Source organism: Ideonella sp. BN130291, from assembly GCF_036231905.1.
GTDB lineage: Bacteria > Pseudomonadota > Gammaproteobacteria > Burkholderiales > Burkholderiaceae_C > CAMLIZ01.
In genome coordinates this window covers 100115-118378 of record NZ_JAZARE010000009.1, presented here as the reverse complement: position 1 = coordinate 118378, position 18264 = coordinate 100115, and the positions used below count along the sequence as shown (strand labels likewise).

Here is an 18264-nt window from a genome sequence, read left to right as displayed (position 1 = left end):
CTGCTCTTGGTATGGTCATGTTGTCGTCTTCGCGTTCGCGTTCGCTCGTGCAGTCCCCCGCGCCCTTGTCTGCCTGGAAAAAATTCCGTCAGCTGCTTCCATGGCTGCTGCTGCTCGTGGTGCTTGGCGTGGTGGCCGTGGTGGTGGACGAGTTCCAGACCTCGCGGCGCCAGGCGGCCCGGCTGCACGGCCTGGCGCAGGAGCTGGCGTTCAAGGTGGAGCCCGGCCCTAGCCCGGCCATCCGCTTCCCCGGCCCCGGCCCCTACGACACCCGCATGGGCTACCACCAGCTGCCGCGTTTCATCGAGCGGCTGGGCAGCCAGGGGTTCAGCGTCACGGCGCAGGCGCGCATGTCGGCGCGCATGCTGGACCTGCGCGACCGCGGCCTCTTCGCCCCGTACCACGAGAAGGACCAGGCCGGCCTGCAGCTGGCCGACTGTCGTGGCCAACCGCTGTATGCCGCGCACTACCCCGAGCGGGTGTACCCCGGTTTCGAAGCGGTGCCGCCGGTGCTGGTGAACGCCCTGCTCTTCATCGAGAACCGGGAGCTGCTGGATGAGTCCCGGCCGATGCGCAACCCGGCGGTGGAGTGGGACCGCTTCACCAAGGCGGCGCTCGACCAGGCGCGCCACCTGGTGGACGACTCCCATCACGCGCCCGGCGGCAGCACCCTGGCCACCCAGATCGAGAAGTACCGCCATTCGCCGGAGGGCCGCACCGACTCCGGCCGCGAGAAGCTGCGCCAGATGGCCACCGCCTCGATCCGCGCCTACCTGGACGGCGAGGACACGCTGAACTGGCGCCGCCACGTGGTCACCAGCTACCTCAACACCGTGCCCTTGTCGGCCAAGCCCGGCTTCGGCGAGGTCAACGGCCTGGGCGACGGCCTGTGGGCGTGGTACGGGCGCGACTTCGACGAGGTGAACCGGCTGCTGCGCCAGCCCCTGGGCCGCCCGGGCTCACTGACACCGCAGCAGCGCCGCTCGCTGGCCTTCCGGCATGCGCTGCTGCCGGAGCAGGCGCTGGCCTTCAAGCAGGCGCTGTCGCTGATGATCGCCCAGCGCCGGCCCTCGCACTACCTGGTGGAGGGCGAGGCCGACCTGGCGCCGCTGGCCAACAGCTACCTGCGCGTGATGGCCGACGCCGGCATCATTCCACCCGAGCTGCGCGATGCCGCCCTGCCGATCAAGCTGAAGCTGCAGCAGCAGACACCGCCCGACGAACCGGCCTCCTTCGTGGAACGCAAGGCCGCCACCGCGGTGCGTGCCAAGCTCTCCGGCCTGCTGGACGTGGCACGTGCCTACGACCTGGACCGCCTGGACCTGCAAGCCCGCAGCACGCTGGACGGCCAGGTGCAGCTGGCCGCCACCCAGCTGCTGCGCAGCCTGAAGAACCCGGAATCCGCCAAGGCCGCCGGCCTGTACGGCTTTCGCCTGCTCAACGAAGGCGACGACACCAGCAAGCTGGTCTTCAGCTTCACCCTGTTCGAGCGTGGCAACGGTGTGAACCTGCTGCGGGTGCAGACCGACAACGTGGACCAGCCCTTCGACCTGAACGAAGGCGCCCGCCTGGACCTGGGCTCCACCTCCAAGCTGCGCACGCTGGTCACCTACCTGGAGGTGATCGCCGAGATGCATGCCAAGTGGAGCCAGCTCGATCCCATCATGCTGGCGGCCGAGGAGGTGCACCCCAAGGACCAGCTTGGCCGCTGGGTGCGCGAGCAGCTGCTGCATGCCGAGGACAAGAGCCTGAAGGCGCTGATGAACGCGGCCATGGAGCGCAGCTATTCCGGCAGCCCGGGCGAAACCTTCTTCACCGGCGGGGGGGCGCACCACTTCGTGAACTTCGAACGCGAGGAGGACTTCAAGTCCTACTCGGTGCGCGACGCGCTCAAACACTCGGTGAACCTATCGTTCATCCGCATCATGCGCGACGTGGTCTACCACGTGATGAGCAAGTCGGCCAAGGCCAGCGCCGCCCTGCTGGACGACCCGGACGCCCCGGCGCGGCGCGAGTACCTGGCCCGCTTTGCCGATAAGGAGGGGCGCGAGTTCCTCTCCCGCTTCTACCGCAAGTACCAGGGCAAGACGCCGGAGGAAGCGGAAGAGCTGCTGCTCCAGCGCAAGACCACGCCGGTGCGCCTGTCCAGCGCCTTCTTCGGCCTGGAGCCCAGCGCCGATGCGCAGGACCTGGACGAGTTCCTGGACAAGCGCCTGGGCAAGGACAAGCTCAGCGACGGCACCGTGCAGTCGCTCTATGACAAGTACGGCCCCGAGCGCTGGTCGCTGGCCGACCGCGGCTACCTCGCCGGCCTGCATCCGCTGGAGCTGTGGCTGGTGGGCTACCTGCGCCACCATCCGGGCGCGCCCTTCAGCGAGGTGGTGGCCGCCAGCAAGGCGCAGCGCCAGGACGTGTACGAATGGCTGTTCAAGACCCGCCACAAGGGCGCGCAGGACTCGCGCATCCGCCAGCTGGTGGAGCAGGAGGCCTTTGCCGAGATCCACAAGCGCTGGAAGCGGCTGGGCTATCCCTTCGAGGCGCTCACACCCTCCTACGCCGCGGCGCTGGGCGCCTCCGGCGACCGGCCGGCGGCGCTGGCCGAGCTGATGGGCATCATCGTCAACCGCGGTGTGCGGCTGCCGGTGGTGCGGGTGCAGTCGGTGGAGTTCGCCCGCGGCACGCCCTACGAAACCCGCATGGACCGCCAGCCTTCCAAGGGCGAGCGCCTGCTGCCGGTGGCGGTGGCCGACGCGGTGCGCGACGCGCTGGCCGGCGTGGTGGAAGAAGGCACTGCCAAGCGCCTGAAGAACGCCTTCACCCTGCGCGACGGCAGCGTGGCGCAGGTGGGTGGCAAGACCGGCACCGGCGACCACCGCTTCGACACCTACGGCGCAGGCGGGCGGCTGGTGTCCTCCCGCGTGGTGAACCGCACCGCCACCTTCGTGTTCTACATCGGCGACCGCTACTACGGCACCATGATGGCCTACGTGCACGAGCCCTTCGCGGCACGCTACAAGTTCACCAGCGCCATGCCGTCGCAGCTGCTGAAGACGCTGGTGCCCGCGCTCATGCCGATGGTCGATGGCCAGCAGGCCAGCTGCCGCACGCTGACGGCGCAGCGCTGAGTGGCAGGGCCGCTCACAACTGGCCGGTGATCCGGGTGTTGTCCCGCGCATTGCACCAGCCCACCTGCACCCAGAATGCAGCCGGTGTCCCGTGATCCGAGGAGGGTCGGCCATGCCTGCCTGGTTGTTTGCGCTCGACCGCCACTTTCCGATCCGCTACCTGACGTGGCTGGGCTGCGCCATCGCTGCGCTGCTGGGCGCCTTCACCTGGGTGGCCTTCCACATGGGTGGCGGCATCGCACTGCTGGGCCTGGCTGGTGTGATCACCGGGCTGCACGACGTGCGCCAGCAGCGCCACTCCATCCTGCGCAACTACCCGGTGATCGGGCACCTGCGCTTCCTGCTGGAATTCATCCGGCCGGAGATGCGGCAGTACTTCATCGAAAGCGACAGCGACGCCGCGCCGTTCTCGCGCCAGCAACGTTCGCTGGTGTACCAGCGTGCCAAGGGGGAGCAGGACAAGCGGCCCTTCGGCACCCAGCTCGACGTGGCCGCGCACGGCTATGAGTGGATCAACCATTCGCTGGCGCCCACCGAGCTGCCCACGCACGACTTCCGGGTGCTGATCGGCGCAGGCCGGGCCCAGCCCTATTCGGCCTCGGTGTTCAACATCTCGGCCATGAGCTTCGGCGCCCTGAGCGCCAACGCCATCCAGGCGCTCAACGCCGGTGCGCAGCGCGGCCACTTTGCCCACGACACCGGCGAAGGCTCGATCAGCGTGCACCACCGCACCCACGGCGGCGACCTCATCTGGGAGATCGGCTCCGGCTACTTCGGCTGCCGCAATGACGATGGCAGCTTCAGCGCGGAACGCTTCGCGGCCAGCGCCCGCGATCCGCAGGTGAAGCTGATCGAGCTCAAGCTCAGCCAGGGCGCCAAGCCCGGCCATGGCGGCGTGTTGCCCGGCCCCAAGGTGAGCCTGGAGATCGCGGCTGCACGTGGGGTGACACCGGGGGTGGACTGCGTGTCGCCGGCGCGCCATGGCGCCTTTGCCACGCCGGTGGAGATGCTGCGTTTCATCGACCGGCTGCGCGAGCTCTCGGGCGGCAAGCCCACCGGCTTCAAGCTGTGCATCGGCCATCCATGGGAATGGTTCGCCATCGCCAAGGCGATGCTGGCCACCGGCATCACACCCGACTTCATCGTGGTGGATGGCGCGGAAGGCGGCACCGGCGCGGCGCCGCTGGAGTTCACCGACCATGTGGGCGCGCCGCTGCAGGAAGGCCTGCTGCTGGTGCACAACACGCTGGTGGGCCTGAACCTGCGCTCGCGCATCAAGCTCGGCTGCGCCGGCAAGGTGGTGAGCGCCTTCGACATCGCGCGCATGATGGCGCTGGGCGCCGACTGGTGCAACGCGGCGCGCGGTTTCATGTTCGCGCTGGGCTGCATCCAGAGCCAGAGCTGCCACACCGACCACTGCCCCACCGGCGTGGCCACGCAGGACCCGCAGCGCCAGAAGGCGCTGGTGGTGCCAAGCAAGAGCGAGCGTGTGTTCCGCTTCCACCAGAACACGCTGGTCGCACTGAAGGAGCTGGTGCAGGCCGCCGGCTTGAAGCATCCGAACCAGATCACCCCCGCGCACATCGTGCGGCGCACCGCCAGCCACGAGGTGAAGCTGCTGGCCAATGAGCTGACCTTCGTGAAACCGGGTGCCCTGCTGGCGGCCGAGCGGGGCAACACCGAGTGGCCGCACATGGTGTTCCAGCTCTACTGGCCGATGGCGCAGGCGGCGAGCTTCGAGCCGCTGAACGCGGCAGCCGCGCCGGCGGGCGACGGGTTCGCCGACGAACGCATCGGCGCGGTGAGCGCCGCCACGCCGCCGGCGGCGGCGCCGCCGGTGGACGTGTTGCTCTCGTAGCTATCGGCTGCGCCGCCGCCGCGACACCCCGCCCGTGGCCAGCAAGCCCGTCAGCAGCAGGGCCACGCTGGACGGCTCGGGCACCGGCACCAGCAAGGTGATCGGCGTCATCGTGCCCGTGAAGTCGCCGTTGGCCGCAAAGGTTAGCCCGGTGATGAACGCCGTGGTGTTGCCAGGATCCAGCCCGGCCGATGCTTCGATCTCGCTCACGCGGAACGCGCCGACGCCGCCTTGCGGGAAGAAGAACTGCGTGTCATGGGCCAGGGTGGTCTGCACGGTGCTTCCGTTCAGCGTGTACTGCAGCAGGAAGTTGCCGTCGCCGACATTGGGCAGCAGCACCGAGCCGAAGTTGGGATCGCCCGCGCCCACGGCATAGTCATAGCCCACCGCCACCACCGGGTCGATGAAGGTCGTGCTGGCCGGCCCCACGTTCAGCACGTGGAAGTTGTACACGCCGTTGACCACGGTGGGCAGGGCCACATCGGGGGGCTGGTCGCCGGACAGCGGCGTGAAGTTAAAGAACGAGCTCGATCGACGCAGGATCTCCGCGTTGTTGCCGGTGAAGTCCACGTGGCCGCGGGTCTCGATGAGCTGCAGGTTGATCGAGTACTGGCCGCCGAAGGCCAGCTGCTGCCCGGAACTCAGCAGCGACGGGATGGTGTACGAGGTGGCGCTCGGCGCGATGGCCACGCTGTGGATGATGTCCGGCTGGCCGGAGGGCGTGAGCTGGTGCTTGTCCCGGATGTTGATCCGGAACCCATTGGGCGCAAAGCCGCCCGGGATGGTCCATGAGACCGTCGGGTGCAGCCCACCGCCGGACAGCGTGACGCTGACCGGGAACGGCACCGCGGACTCGGTGCCCAGCAGCGCCGGCCCCATGACGTTCAGCGTGTCACTGCCGCGCTGGAAGGTCAGGCGCCAGGGGTCGAGGCGCCCCCCGTTGAAGACCGTGCTGTTGGCGCAGAAGCCGGCATTGACCGCCAACGGATCGCAAGCCACGCGCGACACGGTGAACCCGGTGGGCGGGTACAGCGCAGCCAAGGTCACGCCGAGGGAGCCGCCCACGATGTCCGCGCCGAACTGGAAGCGGTCACCCTGCGCCACGCCCACGTCGTTAGCGCCGCGCGTGTCGCGGAACATGTTCAAGGTGCCTGGCACGAGATCGATCGTGGCGTGGGCCGGGCCGATGGCGGCAAGCAGCGCCAGCGCGATGCCGGCCGGCGCGTGGCGCAAGCGAGAAGACAACATGGCAGACCTCCTGAGTGAAGGCGCCCACGCTACGGCGCCGCCCCGAGGCAGCGCATCCTCAGAACTGATGAGACCGCCGCTTCAGCCTTGGGGGGGCTGGGTGTCGATGAAGCTCTGCCGCGCGGCCAGCTTCTCATGCAGCTTGGCGAGGTTGGGGTAGTCGGCGCGCCAGTCGATCTGCGGGAAGCGGAAGTCCAGGTAGCCGAGTGCGCAGCCCACCGAGATGTCGGCCAGGCTGAAGTGGTTGCCGGAGCACCAGTTCTTCTCGCCCAGGCCCTGGCTCATGGCCTTGACCGCGCCGTGTACCTTGCCCATCTGGCGCTTCACCCAGGCGTCGCTGCGTTCGTCGTCATTGCGGCCGGACCAGGTTTGTTCCAGGCGGGCCAGGATGGCCGCGTCCATCAGGCCGTCGGCGAGGGCCTCCCAGGTGCGCACTTCCACGCGCTCGCGCCCAGTGGGCGGAATCAGCTTGCCGACCGGCGACAGCGTGTCCACGTATTCCACGATCACGCGCGAATCGAACATCGCACCGGTGATGGCGTCCTGGCCTTCCATCACCAGGCAGGGCACCTTGCCCAGCGGGTTCATCTTCGTGATGGCATCGCTCGCCCACACGTCTTCCAGGATGAGCTGGTAGTCGAGCTTCTTCTCCGCCATGACGACGCGCACTTTGCGCACGTACGGGCTGGCGAGCGATCCGATGAGTTTCATGGTGTTGTAGTCGAAACGACTTCCCTGTGCGCTCGATTCTAGCCAAGCGCTTCCTTCGGCCGGACCCGTATTCCGGGGCTTCCCCCTAACGCTGCAGGGTCCAGTCCACGGTGGCGGGGCGGCCGGGCAGGCGCAGTTCTGCCGTGGCGGGCGCGCAGCGCACCAGCACCTCGCCGGCGCGCACCACAAGCAGGCGCTGCGCCCGCAGGCGGATCGCCTCGGCCGGCGAGCGCGCCTGCAGCAGCACGAAGTCGGCGCGGCAGCCGGGCACCAGGCCGTAGCCCTGCAGGCCGAGGATGCGGGCGCTGTTGACCGTCACCGCGTCAAAGCAGGCCTGCTGCCCGGCCAGCGAGGTCATCTGCGCCACGTGCAGGCCCATGTGGGCCACCTCCAGCATGTCGCCCGAGCCGAGGCTGTACCACGGGTCCATGACGCAGTCGTGGCCGAAGCCCACCGTCACGCCGGCCGCCATGAGCTCGGGCACCCGCGTCATGCCGCGGCGCTTGGGGTAGCTGTCGTGCCGGCCTTGCAGCGTGATGTTGATCAGCGGGTTGGCCACCGCATGCACGCCGGCCTCGGCCATCAGCGGAATCAGCTTGGACACATAGTAGTTGTCCATCGAGTGCATGGACGTGAGGTGCGAGCCGGTCACCCGCCCTTGCAGGCCGAGGCGGTGGGTGTGGAAGGCCAGCGTCTCGATGTGGCGCGACATCGGGTCATCGGTCTCGTCGCAGTGCATGTCCACCGGCCGCCCGCGTTCGGCTGCCAGCTCGCACAGCAGCTTCACGCTGTCCGCACCCTCCTGCATGGTGCGCTCGAAGTGCGGTATGCCGCCCACCACGTCCACGCCCATGTCGAGCGCGCGTTTCAGGTTCGCCAGCGCGCCGGGCGACCGCAGCACGCCGTCCTGCGGAAAGGCCACCAGTTGCAGGTCGACGTAGGGCCGCACCTGTTGCTTCACCTGCAGCAGCGCTTCCACCGCCAGCAGGCGGTCGTCGCACACGTCCACATGGGTGCGGATGGCGAGCAGGCCCTTGGCCACGGCCCAGTCGCAGTACTGCAGCGCGCGCTCGACGATCGCGTCCTGCACCAGCGTCGGCTTGAGCTCGCCCCACAGCGCGATGCCTTCGAGCAGGGTGCCGCTGGCGTTCACCCGCGGCAGGCCGTGGCTGAGCGTCGCGTCCATGTGGAAGTGGGCATCCACGAAGGGTGGGCTCAGCAGCCAGCCTTGTGCGTCGATGACCTCCGCGCCCGGTGGTGCGCTGAGCGCGGGGCCTACCGCCACGATGCGGCCGGCTTCGCACAGCACATCCTGCCCGGTGCGGCCGTCCGGCAGCGTGGCGCCACGGAGGAAAACAGTTGCCATCGTGAGGCAAGTTACCACAGCGTGTCCATGACCTCCGAGGTCATCGACACGCTGCTGCGCCCGCCGCACCATGGCAGCAACGAAACAGGATTCACCACCAAGGAGAGCACATGAGCAGCAGCGAACTTCTGCCCCTCGCGGTCGGCCACATGATCGGCCTGGGCGCCATCGGCTCGTGCATCGGCATCGGGCTGATGGCGAGCAAGTACCTGGAGGCCTCGGCCCGCCAGCCCGAGCTGATGGATGCCCTGCAGGGCAAGGCCTTCCTGATGGTGGGCGTGCTGGACGGCGCCTTCCTCATCGCCACCGGCATCGGGCTGTGGTTCGCGACGGCCAGCCCGTTCAAGTAGCCCAAAGCCGCGGCCGCCTCACTTCGTGCCGAACAGGCGGTCGCCCGCATCCCCGAGGCCCGGCACGATGTAGCCATGTTCGTTGAGCTGGCGGTCGATGGCCGCCACGTACACCGGCACATCGGGATGGTTGGCCTGGAAGTTCCGCAGGCCCTCGGGCGCGGCCAGCAGGCAGACGAAGCGGATCGATTTCGGGTTGGTTTCCTTCAGCCGGTCCACCGCCGCCACGGCGGAGTTGCCGGTGGCCAGCATCGGGTCCAGCACGATGGCATCACGCTCGTGCATGTCGGCCGGCATCTTGAAGTAGTACTCCACCGCCACCAGCGTCCTGGGGTCGCGGTACAGGCCGATGTGGCCGATGCGTGCACCGGGCACCACATTCAGCATGCCGTCGAGGAAGCCCGCACCCGCGCGCATGATGCTCACGAACACGGTCTTCTTGCCGTCGATGACCGGGCTCATCATCGTTTCCAGCGGCGTCTCGATCTCGATCAGCGAGGTGGGCATGTCGCGTGTCACCTCATAGGCCATCAGCATGCTGATCTCGCCCAGCAGGCGCCGGAAGCTGTTGGTGCTGCGGTCCTTCTGCCGCATCAGCGTCAGCTTGTGCTGGATCAGCGGATGGGTGACGTGGTGGACGGTGGCAAGGTCGGCGGTGGCAGTGCTCATGGCGGATGAAGGCAGCCAGGGTGCGGGCCAGCATACGCGCGCAGGGGCCGCAACTCCATCGGGCGGGCACGGGGGGCCGCGCGGCGCAGGCGAGGCGGCGGCCGCTAGCATGGCGCCCACTCAACCACAGGGAGCAGGCCCATGAACAAGACGATCTCCGCCTCCCGCCGCCGCTGGCTGGCTGGCGCGGCCGCCGTGCTGCTGGGCGGCACGATGTCCGCCTCCGCCGTGCTGGCGCGGGACGCCGCGCCGTTCACCGGCATCCCCGGCACCACGGTGCGTTTTGCCAGCGTGGACGAGGGCCGGCGCCTGATCAGCGCGCTGGACGACTGGACGGCAGCCACCAGCGAATTCCAGCGTGCCGCCACGCTGGGCACCACGCCGCCGGTGGCGCTGGACCGTTTCATCGCGGCACTGTCGGCCACCGTGCTGCCCTGGACCGACGAAGAACGCCAGCCCTGGCAACAGGCGCTGGGCAGCCTGGCCGGCCGCTTCGCGGAGCTGAAGATTCCGTTGCCGCCGGAGGTGCTGCTGGTGCGCACCAACGGCAAGGATGCCGCCCACGCGCCCTACACCCGCGCGAATGCCGTATTCCTGCCGCGTGACGCGCGGCTGGAGGGGGACAGCATCCCCTTCGTGCTGGCCCACGAGCTGTTCCACGTGGCCTCGCGCCACCAGCCCGGCTGGGCCAGCGCGCTCTACGCCGCCATCGGCTTTCGGCCGGTGGACGCGCTGCAATGGCCCGCGCCCTGGCTGCCTTCGCGCATTGCCAACCCTGATGCGCCGTTGGACCGGCATGCGATGTCGGTGACCTTGCCGGACGGACGCAAGGCCGACGTGATGCCGCTGCTGGTGGCGCGCCGCACCGAGCTCCAGCCGGGCGAGACCTTCTTCGACGTGATGGACGTGCGGCTGCTGGAGGTGGAGGCTGCACCCGGCCGGCCCACGACGCCGGTGATGCGCGGTGGCGCACCGGCCTGGCATGCGCCGCGCGCCCTGCCGGACTACCTGCGCCAGCTGGGCGGCAACACCGGCTACATCATCCATCCCGAGGAGACGCTGGCCGACAACGTGGCCTTGCTCGTCACCGGGCGCACGGTGAGGAACCCGGCGCTGCTCACCCGCATCGAGGCGCTGCTCATGCAGGCGCGGCCCTGACTGGCGCGGCCGCCTGCGCGATGCTCAGGTCGGCCGCTTCGGGATGTTGAGGCCGCGGCTGACCGCCGGGCGCGCGACGAAGGCCTTGACCGCGCGCTGCACATGCGGGAAGTCGTTGATGCCCACCAGGTCGCCGGCTTCATAAAAACCCACCAGGTTGTTCACCCACGGCCAGGTGGCAATGTCGGCGATGGTGTATTCGTCGCCCATCAGCCATTCGCGCCCGGCCAGGCGCTGGTTGAGCACGCCCAGCAGGCGCTTGCTTTCGGCCACGTAGCGGTCGCGCGGGCGCTTGTCCTCGTACTCCCGGCCGGCAAACTTGTGGAAGAAACCCAGCTGGCCGAACATCGGCCCGATGCCGCCCATCTGGAACATCAGCCACTGGATCGTCTCGTAGCGGGCCGAAGCCTTCTTCGGAATGAACTGCCCCGCCTTGTCGGCCAGGTAGATCAGGATGGCGCCTGACTCGAACAGCGTGAGCGGCTCACCGTCCGGCCCGTTGGGGTCGATGATGGCCGGGATCTTGTTGTTCGGGTTGAGCGACAGGAACTCCGGCGAGAGCTGGTCGTTGGTGTCGAAGCGCACCAGGTGCGGCTCATAGGGCAGCCCGGTCTCCTCCAGCAGGATGGACACCTTCACGCCGTTGGGCGTGGGCAGGGAATACAGCTGGATGCGGTCCGGGTGCTGGGCGGGCCACTTGCGGGTGATGGCGAAGTGCGAAAGGTCGGCCATGGGTTCTCCGTGCGTCGTTGCTGCGCGGCATTGTTGTGGCGCGCCCGCACTCATGCGGCCGCGCGACCATGAAGCCTTGAACGCTGTGGGGCAATGGGCCGCACCCGGCTCAACCGCCCGCGCGCTTGACGACCCGGCCGTCCTTCACAAGCAGCGCCATCACCGTGTCCACATGGTCGCCTTGCACCTCGATCACGCCGTCCTTCACCGTGCCGCCCGAGCCGCAGGCGGCCTTCAGGCGCTTGGCCAGCGCGGCCAGGCCCGCATCGTCGGCATCAACGCCACGCACCAAGGTCACCGCCTTGCCGCCGCGGCCCTTGGTCTCGCGGCTGACACGCACCACGCCGTCACCGGCAGGCCGCATGCGCTGCTGGCACACGCACTGCGCCAGCGGCCGCCGGCAGCTGGGGCACATGCGGCCGCCTTCGGTGGAATACACCAGGCCGCCTGACGTTGGTTTCGGCATGCAGCAAGCTCCTATCGTCGGGGTGTATCCAGCGGCGCCAGCAGGCCCTGCAGATCCTCCGCGCTGAACTTCACCGCGGCTTCCGCATCATGGCCCAGCACACCTTCGGCCAGCGCCGCCTTGCGCGCCTGCAAGGCCAGGATGCGCTCCTCGATGCTGCCCTCGACCACCAGCTTGTAGACGAACACCGGCTGGTCCTGGCCGATGCGGTGCGCGCGGTCGGTGGCCTGGCGTTCGACCGCCGGGTTCCACCACGGGTCGAGGTGGATCACGGTGTCGGCCGCGGTGAGGTTCAGGCCCACGCCGCCGGCCTTCAGGCTGAGCAGCAGCACCGGCACCTCCTGGGCCTGGAAGCGCTCGACGACGCGGCCGCGTTCGCCCACCGCCGTTTCGCCGGTGAGCACCAGGTGGGGCAGTTCGAGCGCAGTGAGCTCCTGCTGCACCAGGCCCAGCATCTCGGTGAACTGGCTGAACACCAGCACCCGGCGGCCTTCAGCCACCAGCTCGGGCAGCATGTCGTGCAGCCATTCCATCTTGGCGCGCTCGGTGCCCGGTGCGGTGGCCGGGCCTTTCACCAGGCGCGGGTCGCAGCACACCTGGCGCAGCTTGAGCAGGGCGTCCAGGATGGCGATCTGCGCGCCGGCAAAACTCTTGCGCTCCAGCACGCGCCGCACCTGCTCGTCCGCCGCCAGGCGCACGCTTTCGTACAGCGCACGCTGCTGCCCTTGCAGCTGCACCCGGCGCACCACCTCGGTCTTGGCGGGCAGCTCGGTGGCCACGTCTTCCTTGCGCCGGCGCAGGATGAAGGGCCGCACCCGCTGCGCGAGCAGCTGGGCCCTGAGCGTTTCGCCGTTGGTCTCGATCGGCTTGCGCCACTGGCGCGTGAAGCTGCGCGCATCACCGAGGAAACCGGGCATCAGCAGGTCGAAGTGGGCCCACAGCTCGCCGAGGTGGTTCTCCAGCGGCGTGCCGGTCACGCACAAGCGGTGCCGGGCCTGCAGCCGGCGCAGCGCACCGGCCGCGCGGCTGCCGGCGTTCTTGACCATCTGCGCTTCATCCAGGATCAACAGGTGCCAGGGCTGCTGCTGCAGCGCGTCGATGTCACGCCACAGCAGCGGGTAGGTGGTGAACACCACGTCGTGCTGCGCGATGCGATCGAACTGCTGCTGGCGCTTGCTGCCCTGCAGGGTGAGCACCCGCAGGCCCGGCGCGATGCGGGCAGCCTCGGCCTGCCAGTTGGCGATCAGCGAGCTGGGCAGCACCACCAGCGCCGGCTGGTCGAGCCGGCCGGCCTGCTGCTCCACCAGCAGATGGGCCAGCACCTGCGCCGTCTTGCCCAGGCCCATGTCGTCGGCCAGGATGCCGGCGAGGCGGTGCTCACGCAGGTACTGCAGCCAGGCCAGGCCTTGCAGCTGGTAGGGGCGAAGGCTCAGGCCCAGCCCCGTGGGCGGCGCCACCGGCGGCGGGCTGCCCGCTTCGCGCAGCCGGTGCGCCAGCGCTGCCAGGCCGGCCTCGCCTTGCAGCTGCCAGGCGCCATGTTCACCGGCGCGTTCGGCCTGGCTGTGGGCCAGCAGGCGCGCGCGCAGGCCGTCGATGCGCTCGGCCTCCCAGGTGGACAGCGGCAGCGGCCCGTCCTGGCGCTGCGGATCGGTGAGGAGGTCCACCATCGCGCCCACGATCGCCTTCAGCGGCGCGGCGCGCGCCTCGATCCGCCGCCCTCCCGGCGCACGCAGGCCGATGATGGCGTGGTCGGGGATCAGCGCGATCTCGCGGGCATTGAGCCAGCGTGCATCGCGCTTGAGCAGGTCGGCCAGCAGCGGCACCAGGTCCAGGGTTTCGCCTTCCACCTCCACCCCCAGGCTCAGCATCCAGGAGCCTTCGCGCGGCGGCTGGCGCAAGGCCGCGAGCGCCTGCACCTTGGCACCCAGCGGTTCGGCCGGTTCGCGGCCCCGCTCCTCGCCGGTCGCGGGGTCGATCACCAGGCGCCAGCGCTCCACCGGGACGCTCTGGTGCGCAAAGCCGGCCCGCACCACGACGGCCCAGCCGGCCGCCTGCAGCCTGGGCACCTGCTCGGCCCAGAAGTCGCCGAAGTGGTTTTCCTCCGCCAGGCTCCACAAGGGCGCATGGCCGTCGGCGGCTTCCGGGCGACGCCATTGCAGCGCCTCCGCCGGCAACGGGCGCAGGCCGGTCGCCCACAGCAGGTCGCGCGCATCGGCCTCGGCCACGCGGTCGCGCTGCAGCAGCACACGTTCGTTCCAGGCCCCGCGCAACAGCTCGGTGGGTTTGGGCTTGGTGTTCAGCAGGCGCGTGGGGGCAGGTGTCTCCCAGCGCAGGCCGGCCGCGGTGGCGTAGGTCCAATGCACCTCGGCCACGGTGACCTTGGCGCCGCGCGGGCCGAAGCCCGGCACCGCGCGCAGGCCCAGCACACCGTCGCCGCGGGTCAGCGTCTGCAGCGTCAGGCGCGGGCGGAAGTGGCCGGGGACCGGGATGTCGGCAGCAGGCGCGGGCATCGTGGCGTTCGCCGCTTTCAAGCGGCCGGGGGCAGCGGGTGCTGCTGGAAGAAGCGCAGCATCTCGGCGCTGGCGTCCGGGCCGCCGGCGTCGGTGTACGAGCCGCCCGCATGGCCACCCGACCAGGCGTGGCCGGCACCATGCACCAGCCAGTGCTCGGCCACCACCTGGCCATCGGCCCCACGGTAGACACGGCGGGTGTAGTGGCGCCCGTTGCGGCTGCGCGCACGTTCGCGTTCAAACGCCGCAGCCCCCGCGCTGGCGGCCACGGCCTGCTCGCCATTGATGCTGTGCACCGTGTGGTCCTGGTCGCCATGGAACACGATGGTGGGCGGGGCCCGGCCCGCGGCGGTGGACGCGGCGCCGCTTTTCATCGCCGCCAGCGCGGAGGGCAGGTCCTGCGCCGCACCGGCGGGCAGGCCCGAGTGCACCCCCACCGCGGCAAAGAGCTCGGGGTAGGTCTGGCCAAGGATGGCCGCCATCGCGCCGCCCGCCGACAGGCCGGCCACATAGACACGCCGGGGGTCGATGGCGTACTGCGCCATCACCGCGCGCGTCATGCCGGCCAGCAGCGCCGGCTCGCCGCGGCCACGACGCTGGTGGCTGTGTTTGAACCAGCTCCAGCAGCGCTGCGGATTGGCCTTCTGCGACTGGGCGGGGTAGAGCACGAAGCACTCCTGCGCCATCGCCAGGCGGTTCATGCCGGTGCCAGCCGCAAAGTCGTCCGGATGCTGGGTGCAGCCGTGCAGCATCACCACCAGCGGCAGCGGCTGGCCGCGATAGCCAGGCGGGATGAAGAGCTTGTAGTCGCGCGTGGCGGCGGCGTCGGTGTGCCGGCCGGTGATGAAGCGGCCTTCGGGCTGCAACGCCGGCGGGCTGGGTTCGCTCGGCTGGGTGGACGGGATCGGCGCGACGGGCTCCGCCACGGTGTCACCGGCCGGTGCGACGCCCGGGCTGTGGGCGCCCGCGAGGGGCGGCAGCGCAGGCAGCGGTTGAATTTCCCGCGCCTGCACGTCGAACACCTCCCCCGGGTCGTTGGCCGGCTCACCGTGCTGGCCGAGCGCGGCCTGGATGGCGGCGGTGGCCGCCTGCAGGTCACCCGACTGGGTGAGCCGGGTGGCTTCGGCCATCAGGCGTTGGAACGATGCATTCATGGAATTCCTTTGTGGGGGCCGTCAGCGAATGCGGCTGGCGAGCGCGGCCTTGACGGCGGGGCTGGCGTGCAAGGCACCCAGCACCACCACCGAGTCGATGGCGGACAAGGCGAGCTCGGGCGTGACCTCGTTGGCGATGGAGGCCAGGCCCAGCACGCGGATCTGCAGGGTCTGGCCGGCCGCCTTCACCGCGCGCAGGTCGTCGGCGCTGAAGTGCTGGATGCCCAGCACCAGGGTCTTGCGGGCCACCGATTGCTTCACCACCTCGGCATGGGTGGTGAGCTGGTTGCGGATGGCCGTGCGGATCAGGTCGGAACGGTTGGCATAGAAGCCCTCCTGCACCAGCAGGTCGATCTGGCCCAGGTCGACGTAACCGACATTGATGGTGATCTTTTCGTCCTGCGGTTTCGTAGCGACGGACGTGGTGCTTCGGGCTGGCATAGGCCATCCTAGCACCATCCAAGTGGATGGCGAGTAGGCTCCCGTGTATCGCAGCCGGGAGCAGGGATATTGCAGTGCACAATGCCCGTTTCCGGCGGCGACAAGGGCCAAGCGATGCGACACGTGGTGTTCAACCAGAAGGGCGGCGTGGGCAAGTCCACCATCACCTGCAACCTCGCGGCCATCAGCGCGCAGCAGGGCCAGCGCACGCTAGTGGTGGACCTGGACCCGCAAGGCAACTCCACCCGTTACCTGATGGGCGAAGCGGCCGACATCGAGCTCGACGGGGCGGCCGGCTTCTTCGAGCAAACGCTCAAGTTCATGGTGCGGCCCAAGGCCACCACCGACTTCATCAGCGACACCCCCTGGGACGGCCTGCACCTGATGCGCTCCAGCCCCGCGCTGGAGGAGCTGCACGGCAAGCTGGAGCAGCGCTACAAGATATACAAGCTGCGCGACGCGCTGGCCGAGCTGGACGGCACCTACGACCGCATCTTCATCGACACGCCGCCCGCGCTGAACTTCTACACCCGCTCCGCGCTGATCGCCGCGCAGCGCTGCCTGATCCCGTTCGACTGCGACGACTTCTCGCGCCGCGCGCTCTATGCGCTGCTGGAGAACGTGCAGGAGATCCAGGCCGACCACAACCCGGACCTGCAGGTCGAAGGCATCGTGGTGAACCAGTTCCAGCCCCGGGCCAACCTGCCGCAGCGGCTGGTGCAGGAGCTGATCGATGAAGGGCTGCCGGTGCTGCAGCCCTACCTCAGCGCGTCGGTGAAGGTGAAGGAATCACACGAGCTGTCGCGCCCGATGATCCACCTGGACGCGCGCCACAAGCTCACGCAGGAGTTCGTGGCGCTGCACGCGGCGCTGCAGGGCTGAAGCAAGGGCCACTGGCGTCAAGGCCGCGGGTCGTCGCGCCGGCGCGCGAAGCGGCGGCGTTCCTGCGTGCTGGCGCCGGCACCGTTGGCGATGCTGCCTTCGCCGGCCGGCTGGTGCGACAGCGTGCCGCCATGGTCTCTGTCGGTGGTGCCGCTGCCGCCGGCCTGGCCGCCTTGCTGCAGATGGTCTTCCTCGGCTCGGCGCTGGTTGGTGCTGCGCTGGGTGGGGCTGGTCATGGTCGACTCCTGTGCGGCGCGCCTCGGGGGTGGTGCGCGTGCAGAAGACCGGCAACCGAGGTGCCTGCGAGTGGCGGTCAGAACACCGTGCCGTCGCTCTGGATGCGCACCGGCGGGCTGCCGTCGCCACGCCGTTCCTGCGCAATCTGGCGGCCGGCAGCCCAGGTGCCGCCTTCGAGGATGCGCGCCAGCGGCATGCCATCGGCGCCGGCCTGAAGGCGCTCACGCACCAGAGGCGCCAGTTCGTCGAGCAGGGCCACGGTGAGCGCACGCCATTCGATCACCCATTCATCGCCCGGCTGGCGCGGCGCGGCGGCGAACCCGGCATCACGCGGCACGATCACGCCCGCATCGAGCAGCAGCCCGCCGTTGCGGTATTCCGGCAGGCCCGTCAGCGCATCGAGACCGCCCACCTGCACCCCCGCCCATTCGTAGGGCTCGATCAGCGAATAGGTGAGCCACTGGCTGAGCTTGTGGAAGGGCACCCACCCCGCGCTGGCGCCCTCGCCGCCGCCGGCCGGATGGCGCCACACGTCGCCCAGCGGCGTGCCGTCGGGCAGCTGCTGGCCGCTGGGCCAGATGGCGCTGAAGGCCTCCAGCAGCGTCTGCAGGATGCGGGCCGCGCTCACATGGTGCCGATAGGCCGTCGGGCGCGGATGGTGCAGGTTGGCATGTGGCAGGTGGTGCACATGCGAATGGTGGGTGAGCGCGTCGAACAGGTGGCCCGGCAGCCCTTCGGCGGTGAAGAGATCGGGCCGCGCGCGAAGGGCCTCGCCCAGGCGGCGCAACAGCGCGGCGCGACCGTCCAGGCCGACGATGGGGTTGTGCTCGCCCGCCTGGAAGATGTCGGCGAGCCAGCGGCCATCCACGCGCAGCAGCGCCTTGGCGTCGACCCGGCACCGGTCCCCCGGCTCCGACGAGAAGCGGCCTGCCAGGAAGGCATGGAAGCTGGCGACGCCCAGGCCTTCGGAGCGGCCCAGCTGCAGGCCGGTGCCCGGCTCGGTGTAGCGCCAGTCGGGCCCGGCACCCGCATCGAGCAGCACGCTGACGAGTGCGAGGTCGATGCGCGCCCGTGCCACGCCGACCGGGCTGCGCTCACGCACGCAGGCATCGAGTTGCGCCTTGCGATCCACGCCGCCGGCCTCGAAGTGGCGCCAGCGGCTGTGCAACGGGATGCGGCCATCGGGAAAGCGCTGCCTCGTGAGCGCCGCCACGCGCTCGGCCACGGCCGGCAGCTGCGACCGGGCCAACGTGAAGTGCGGCGATTCGCCGGCCGCCACGAAGGCAAGGATGTTGCCGCAGCGCTCCCGGATGGTGGCCGGCGTGCGCAGGACGGCTGCCGTCATCGAAGCACCCAG

Annotated in this window: 16 protein-coding genes; 5 read left to right on the top strand and 11 right to left on the bottom strand. The window is 69.8% G+C overall.

Translation table 11 applies throughout. From position 1 onward, the window contains the following. Window positions 1–17: 17 nt before the first annotated feature. Complete coding sequence (locus VPH43_RS19585; RefSeq protein WP_328579434.1) at window positions 18–3125, top strand: transglycosylase domain-containing protein; 3108 nt, start codon at window positions 18–20, stop codon at window positions 3123–3125. Window positions 3126–3237: 112 nt separating this feature from the next. Beyond that, entirely contained in the window at window positions 3238–4983 is a 1746-nt protein-coding gene (locus tag VPH43_RS19580) for an FMN-binding glutamate synthase family protein (protein ID WP_328579433.1), read from the top strand. On the opposite strand, the gene VPH43_RS19575 is transcribed toward VPH43_RS19580, so the two are convergent. From VPH43_RS19575 to VPH43_RS19565, 3 genes are all read right to left on the bottom strand, one after another. After that, entirely contained in the window at window positions 4984–6231 is a 1248-nt protein-coding gene (locus VPH43_RS19575) for a PEP-CTERM sorting domain-containing protein (protein WP_328579432.1), read from the bottom strand. Window positions 6232–6312: 81 nt separating this feature from the next. Beyond that, window positions 6313–6942, bottom strand: a complete 630-nt coding sequence (locus VPH43_RS19570) for a glutathione S-transferase family protein (RefSeq protein WP_328579431.1) — start codon at window positions 6940–6942, stop codon at window positions 6313–6315. Between the two features lie 85 nt (window positions 6943–7027). Then, the gene (locus VPH43_RS19565) at window positions 7028–8308 is read right to left on the bottom strand and encodes an amidohydrolase family protein (protein ID WP_328579430.1); all 1281 of its coding nucleotides are present in this window, start codon (window positions 8306–8308) and stop codon (window positions 7028–7030) included. Between the two features lie 110 nt (window positions 8309–8418). Between VPH43_RS19565 and atpE the strand changes: the two genes are divergently transcribed. Then, a complete protein-coding gene (atpE, locus tag VPH43_RS19560) occupies window positions 8419–8658 on the top strand; it encodes a F0F1 ATP synthase subunit C (protein ID WP_328579429.1) in 240 nt (79 codons plus the stop codon). 18 nt (window positions 8659–8676) lie between these two features. Here atpE and upp read toward each other — a convergent pair whose 3' ends face one another. Next, window positions 8677–9327, bottom strand: a complete 651-nt coding sequence (upp, locus tag VPH43_RS19555) for a uracil phosphoribosyltransferase (protein WP_328579428.1) — start codon at window positions 9325–9327, stop codon at window positions 8677–8679. A 141-nt stretch (window positions 9328–9468) separates the two neighbouring features. On the opposite strand from upp, the gene VPH43_RS19550 reads away from it, so the two are divergent. Then, window positions 9469–10485, top strand: a complete 1017-nt coding sequence (locus tag VPH43_RS19550) for a hypothetical protein (protein WP_328579427.1) — start codon at window positions 9469–9471, stop codon at window positions 10483–10485. Window positions 10486–10509: 24 nt separating this feature from the next. Here the strand turns inward: VPH43_RS19550 and VPH43_RS19545 are convergent, their stop codons facing one another. The 5 genes from VPH43_RS19545 to VPH43_RS19525 form a co-directional block, all read right to left on the bottom strand. Beyond that, window positions 10510–11217, bottom strand: a complete 708-nt coding sequence (locus VPH43_RS19545) for a glutathione S-transferase N-terminal domain-containing protein (protein WP_328579426.1) — start codon at window positions 11215–11217, stop codon at window positions 10510–10512. Window positions 11218–11326: 109 nt separating this feature from the next. Further along, window positions 11327–11683: a translation initiation factor Sui1 gene (locus VPH43_RS19540; protein ID WP_328579425.1), complete on the bottom strand. Its 357-nt coding sequence runs from the start codon at window positions 11681–11683 to the stop codon at window positions 11327–11329. A gap of 11 nt (window positions 11684–11694) precedes the next feature. Then, on the bottom strand, window positions 11695–14193 hold the full coding sequence (locus tag VPH43_RS19535; RefSeq protein WP_328579424.1) for a DEAD/DEAH box helicase: 2499 nt from the start codon (window positions 14191–14193) through the stop codon (window positions 11695–11697). A 17-nt stretch (window positions 14194–14210) separates the two neighbouring features. Further along, entirely contained in the window at window positions 14211–15347 is a 1137-nt protein-coding gene (locus VPH43_RS19530; RefSeq protein WP_328579423.1) for an extracellular catalytic domain type 1 short-chain-length polyhydroxyalkanoate depolymerase, read from the bottom strand. Window positions 15348–15368: 21 nt separating this feature from the next. Then, on the bottom strand, window positions 15369–15788 hold the full coding sequence (locus VPH43_RS19525) for a CopG family transcriptional regulator (protein ID WP_328579422.1): 420 nt from the start codon (window positions 15786–15788) through the stop codon (window positions 15369–15371). A 114-nt stretch (window positions 15789–15902) separates the two neighbouring features. Here VPH43_RS19525 and VPH43_RS19520 point away from each other — a divergent pair, with 114 nt between their 5' ends. Next, on the top strand, window positions 15903–16670 hold the full coding sequence (locus VPH43_RS19520) for a ParA family protein (protein ID WP_328579421.1): 768 nt from the start codon (window positions 15903–15905) through the stop codon (window positions 16668–16670). 17 nt (window positions 16671–16687) lie between these two features. Here the strand turns inward: VPH43_RS19520 and VPH43_RS19515 are convergent, their stop codons facing one another. After that, a complete protein-coding gene (locus VPH43_RS19515) occupies window positions 16688–16906 on the bottom strand; it encodes a hypothetical protein (protein WP_328579420.1) in 219 nt (72 codons plus the stop codon). A gap of 77 nt (window positions 16907–16983) precedes the next feature. Further along, window positions 16984–18252, bottom strand: a complete 1269-nt coding sequence (locus VPH43_RS19510; RefSeq protein WP_328579419.1) for a URC4/urg3 family protein — start codon at window positions 18250–18252, stop codon at window positions 16984–16986. Between the last annotated feature and the right edge of the window lie 12 nt (window positions 18253–18264).

Coding starts and splice junctions, on each gene's coding strand:
- VPH43_RS19545 (WP_328579426.1), bottom strand. CDS start 11,217: ATGGCCGACCTTTCGCACTTCGCCATCACCCGCAAGTGGCCCGCCCAG.
- upp (WP_328579428.1), bottom strand. CDS start 9,327: ATGAGCACTGCCACCGCCGACCTTGCCACCGTCCACCACGTCACCCAT.
- VPH43_RS19525 (WP_328579422.1), bottom strand. CDS start 15,788: ATGCCAGCCCGAAGCACCACGTCCGTCGCTACGAAACCGCAGGACGAA.
- VPH43_RS19550 (WP_328579427.1), top strand. CDS start 9,469: ATGAACAAGACGATCTCCGCCTCCCGCCGCCGCTGGCTGGCTGGCGCG.
- VPH43_RS19520 (WP_328579421.1), top strand. CDS start 15,903: ATGCGACACGTGGTGTTCAACCAGAAGGGCGGCGTGGGCAAGTCCACC.
- VPH43_RS19585 (WP_328579434.1), top strand. CDS start 18: ATGTTGTCGTCTTCGCGTTCGCGTTCGCTCGTGCAGTCCCCCGCGCCC.
- VPH43_RS19565 (WP_328579430.1), bottom strand. CDS start 8,308: ATGGCAACTGTTTTCCTCCGTGGCGCCACGCTGCCGGACGGCCGCACC.
- VPH43_RS19575 (WP_328579432.1), bottom strand. CDS start 6,231: ATGTTGTCTTCTCGCTTGCGCCACGCGCCGGCCGGCATCGCGCTGGCG.
- VPH43_RS19580 (WP_328579433.1), top strand. CDS start 3,238: ATGCCTGCCTGGTTGTTTGCGCTCGACCGCCACTTTCCGATCCGCTAC.
- VPH43_RS19540 (WP_328579425.1), bottom strand. CDS start 11,683: ATGCCGAAACCAACGTCAGGCGGCCTGGTGTATTCCACCGAAGGCGGC.
- VPH43_RS19515 (WP_328579420.1), bottom strand. CDS start 16,906: ATGACCAGCCCCACCCAGCGCAGCACCAACCAGCGCCGAGCCGAGGAA.
- VPH43_RS19510 (WP_328579419.1), bottom strand. CDS start 18,252: ATGACGGCAGCCGTCCTGCGCACGCCGGCCACCATCCGGGAGCGCTGC.
- atpE (WP_328579429.1), top strand. CDS start 8,419: ATGAGCAGCAGCGAACTTCTGCCCCTCGCGGTCGGCCACATGATCGGC.
- VPH43_RS19535 (WP_328579424.1), bottom strand. CDS start 14,193: ATGCCCGCGCCTGCTGCCGACATCCCGGTCCCCGGCCACTTCCGCCCG.
- VPH43_RS19530 (WP_328579423.1), bottom strand. CDS start 15,347: ATGAATGCATCGTTCCAACGCCTGATGGCCGAAGCCACCCGGCTCACC.
- VPH43_RS19570 (WP_328579431.1), bottom strand. CDS start 6,942: ATGAAACTCATCGGATCGCTCGCCAGCCCGTACGTGCGCAAAGTGCGC.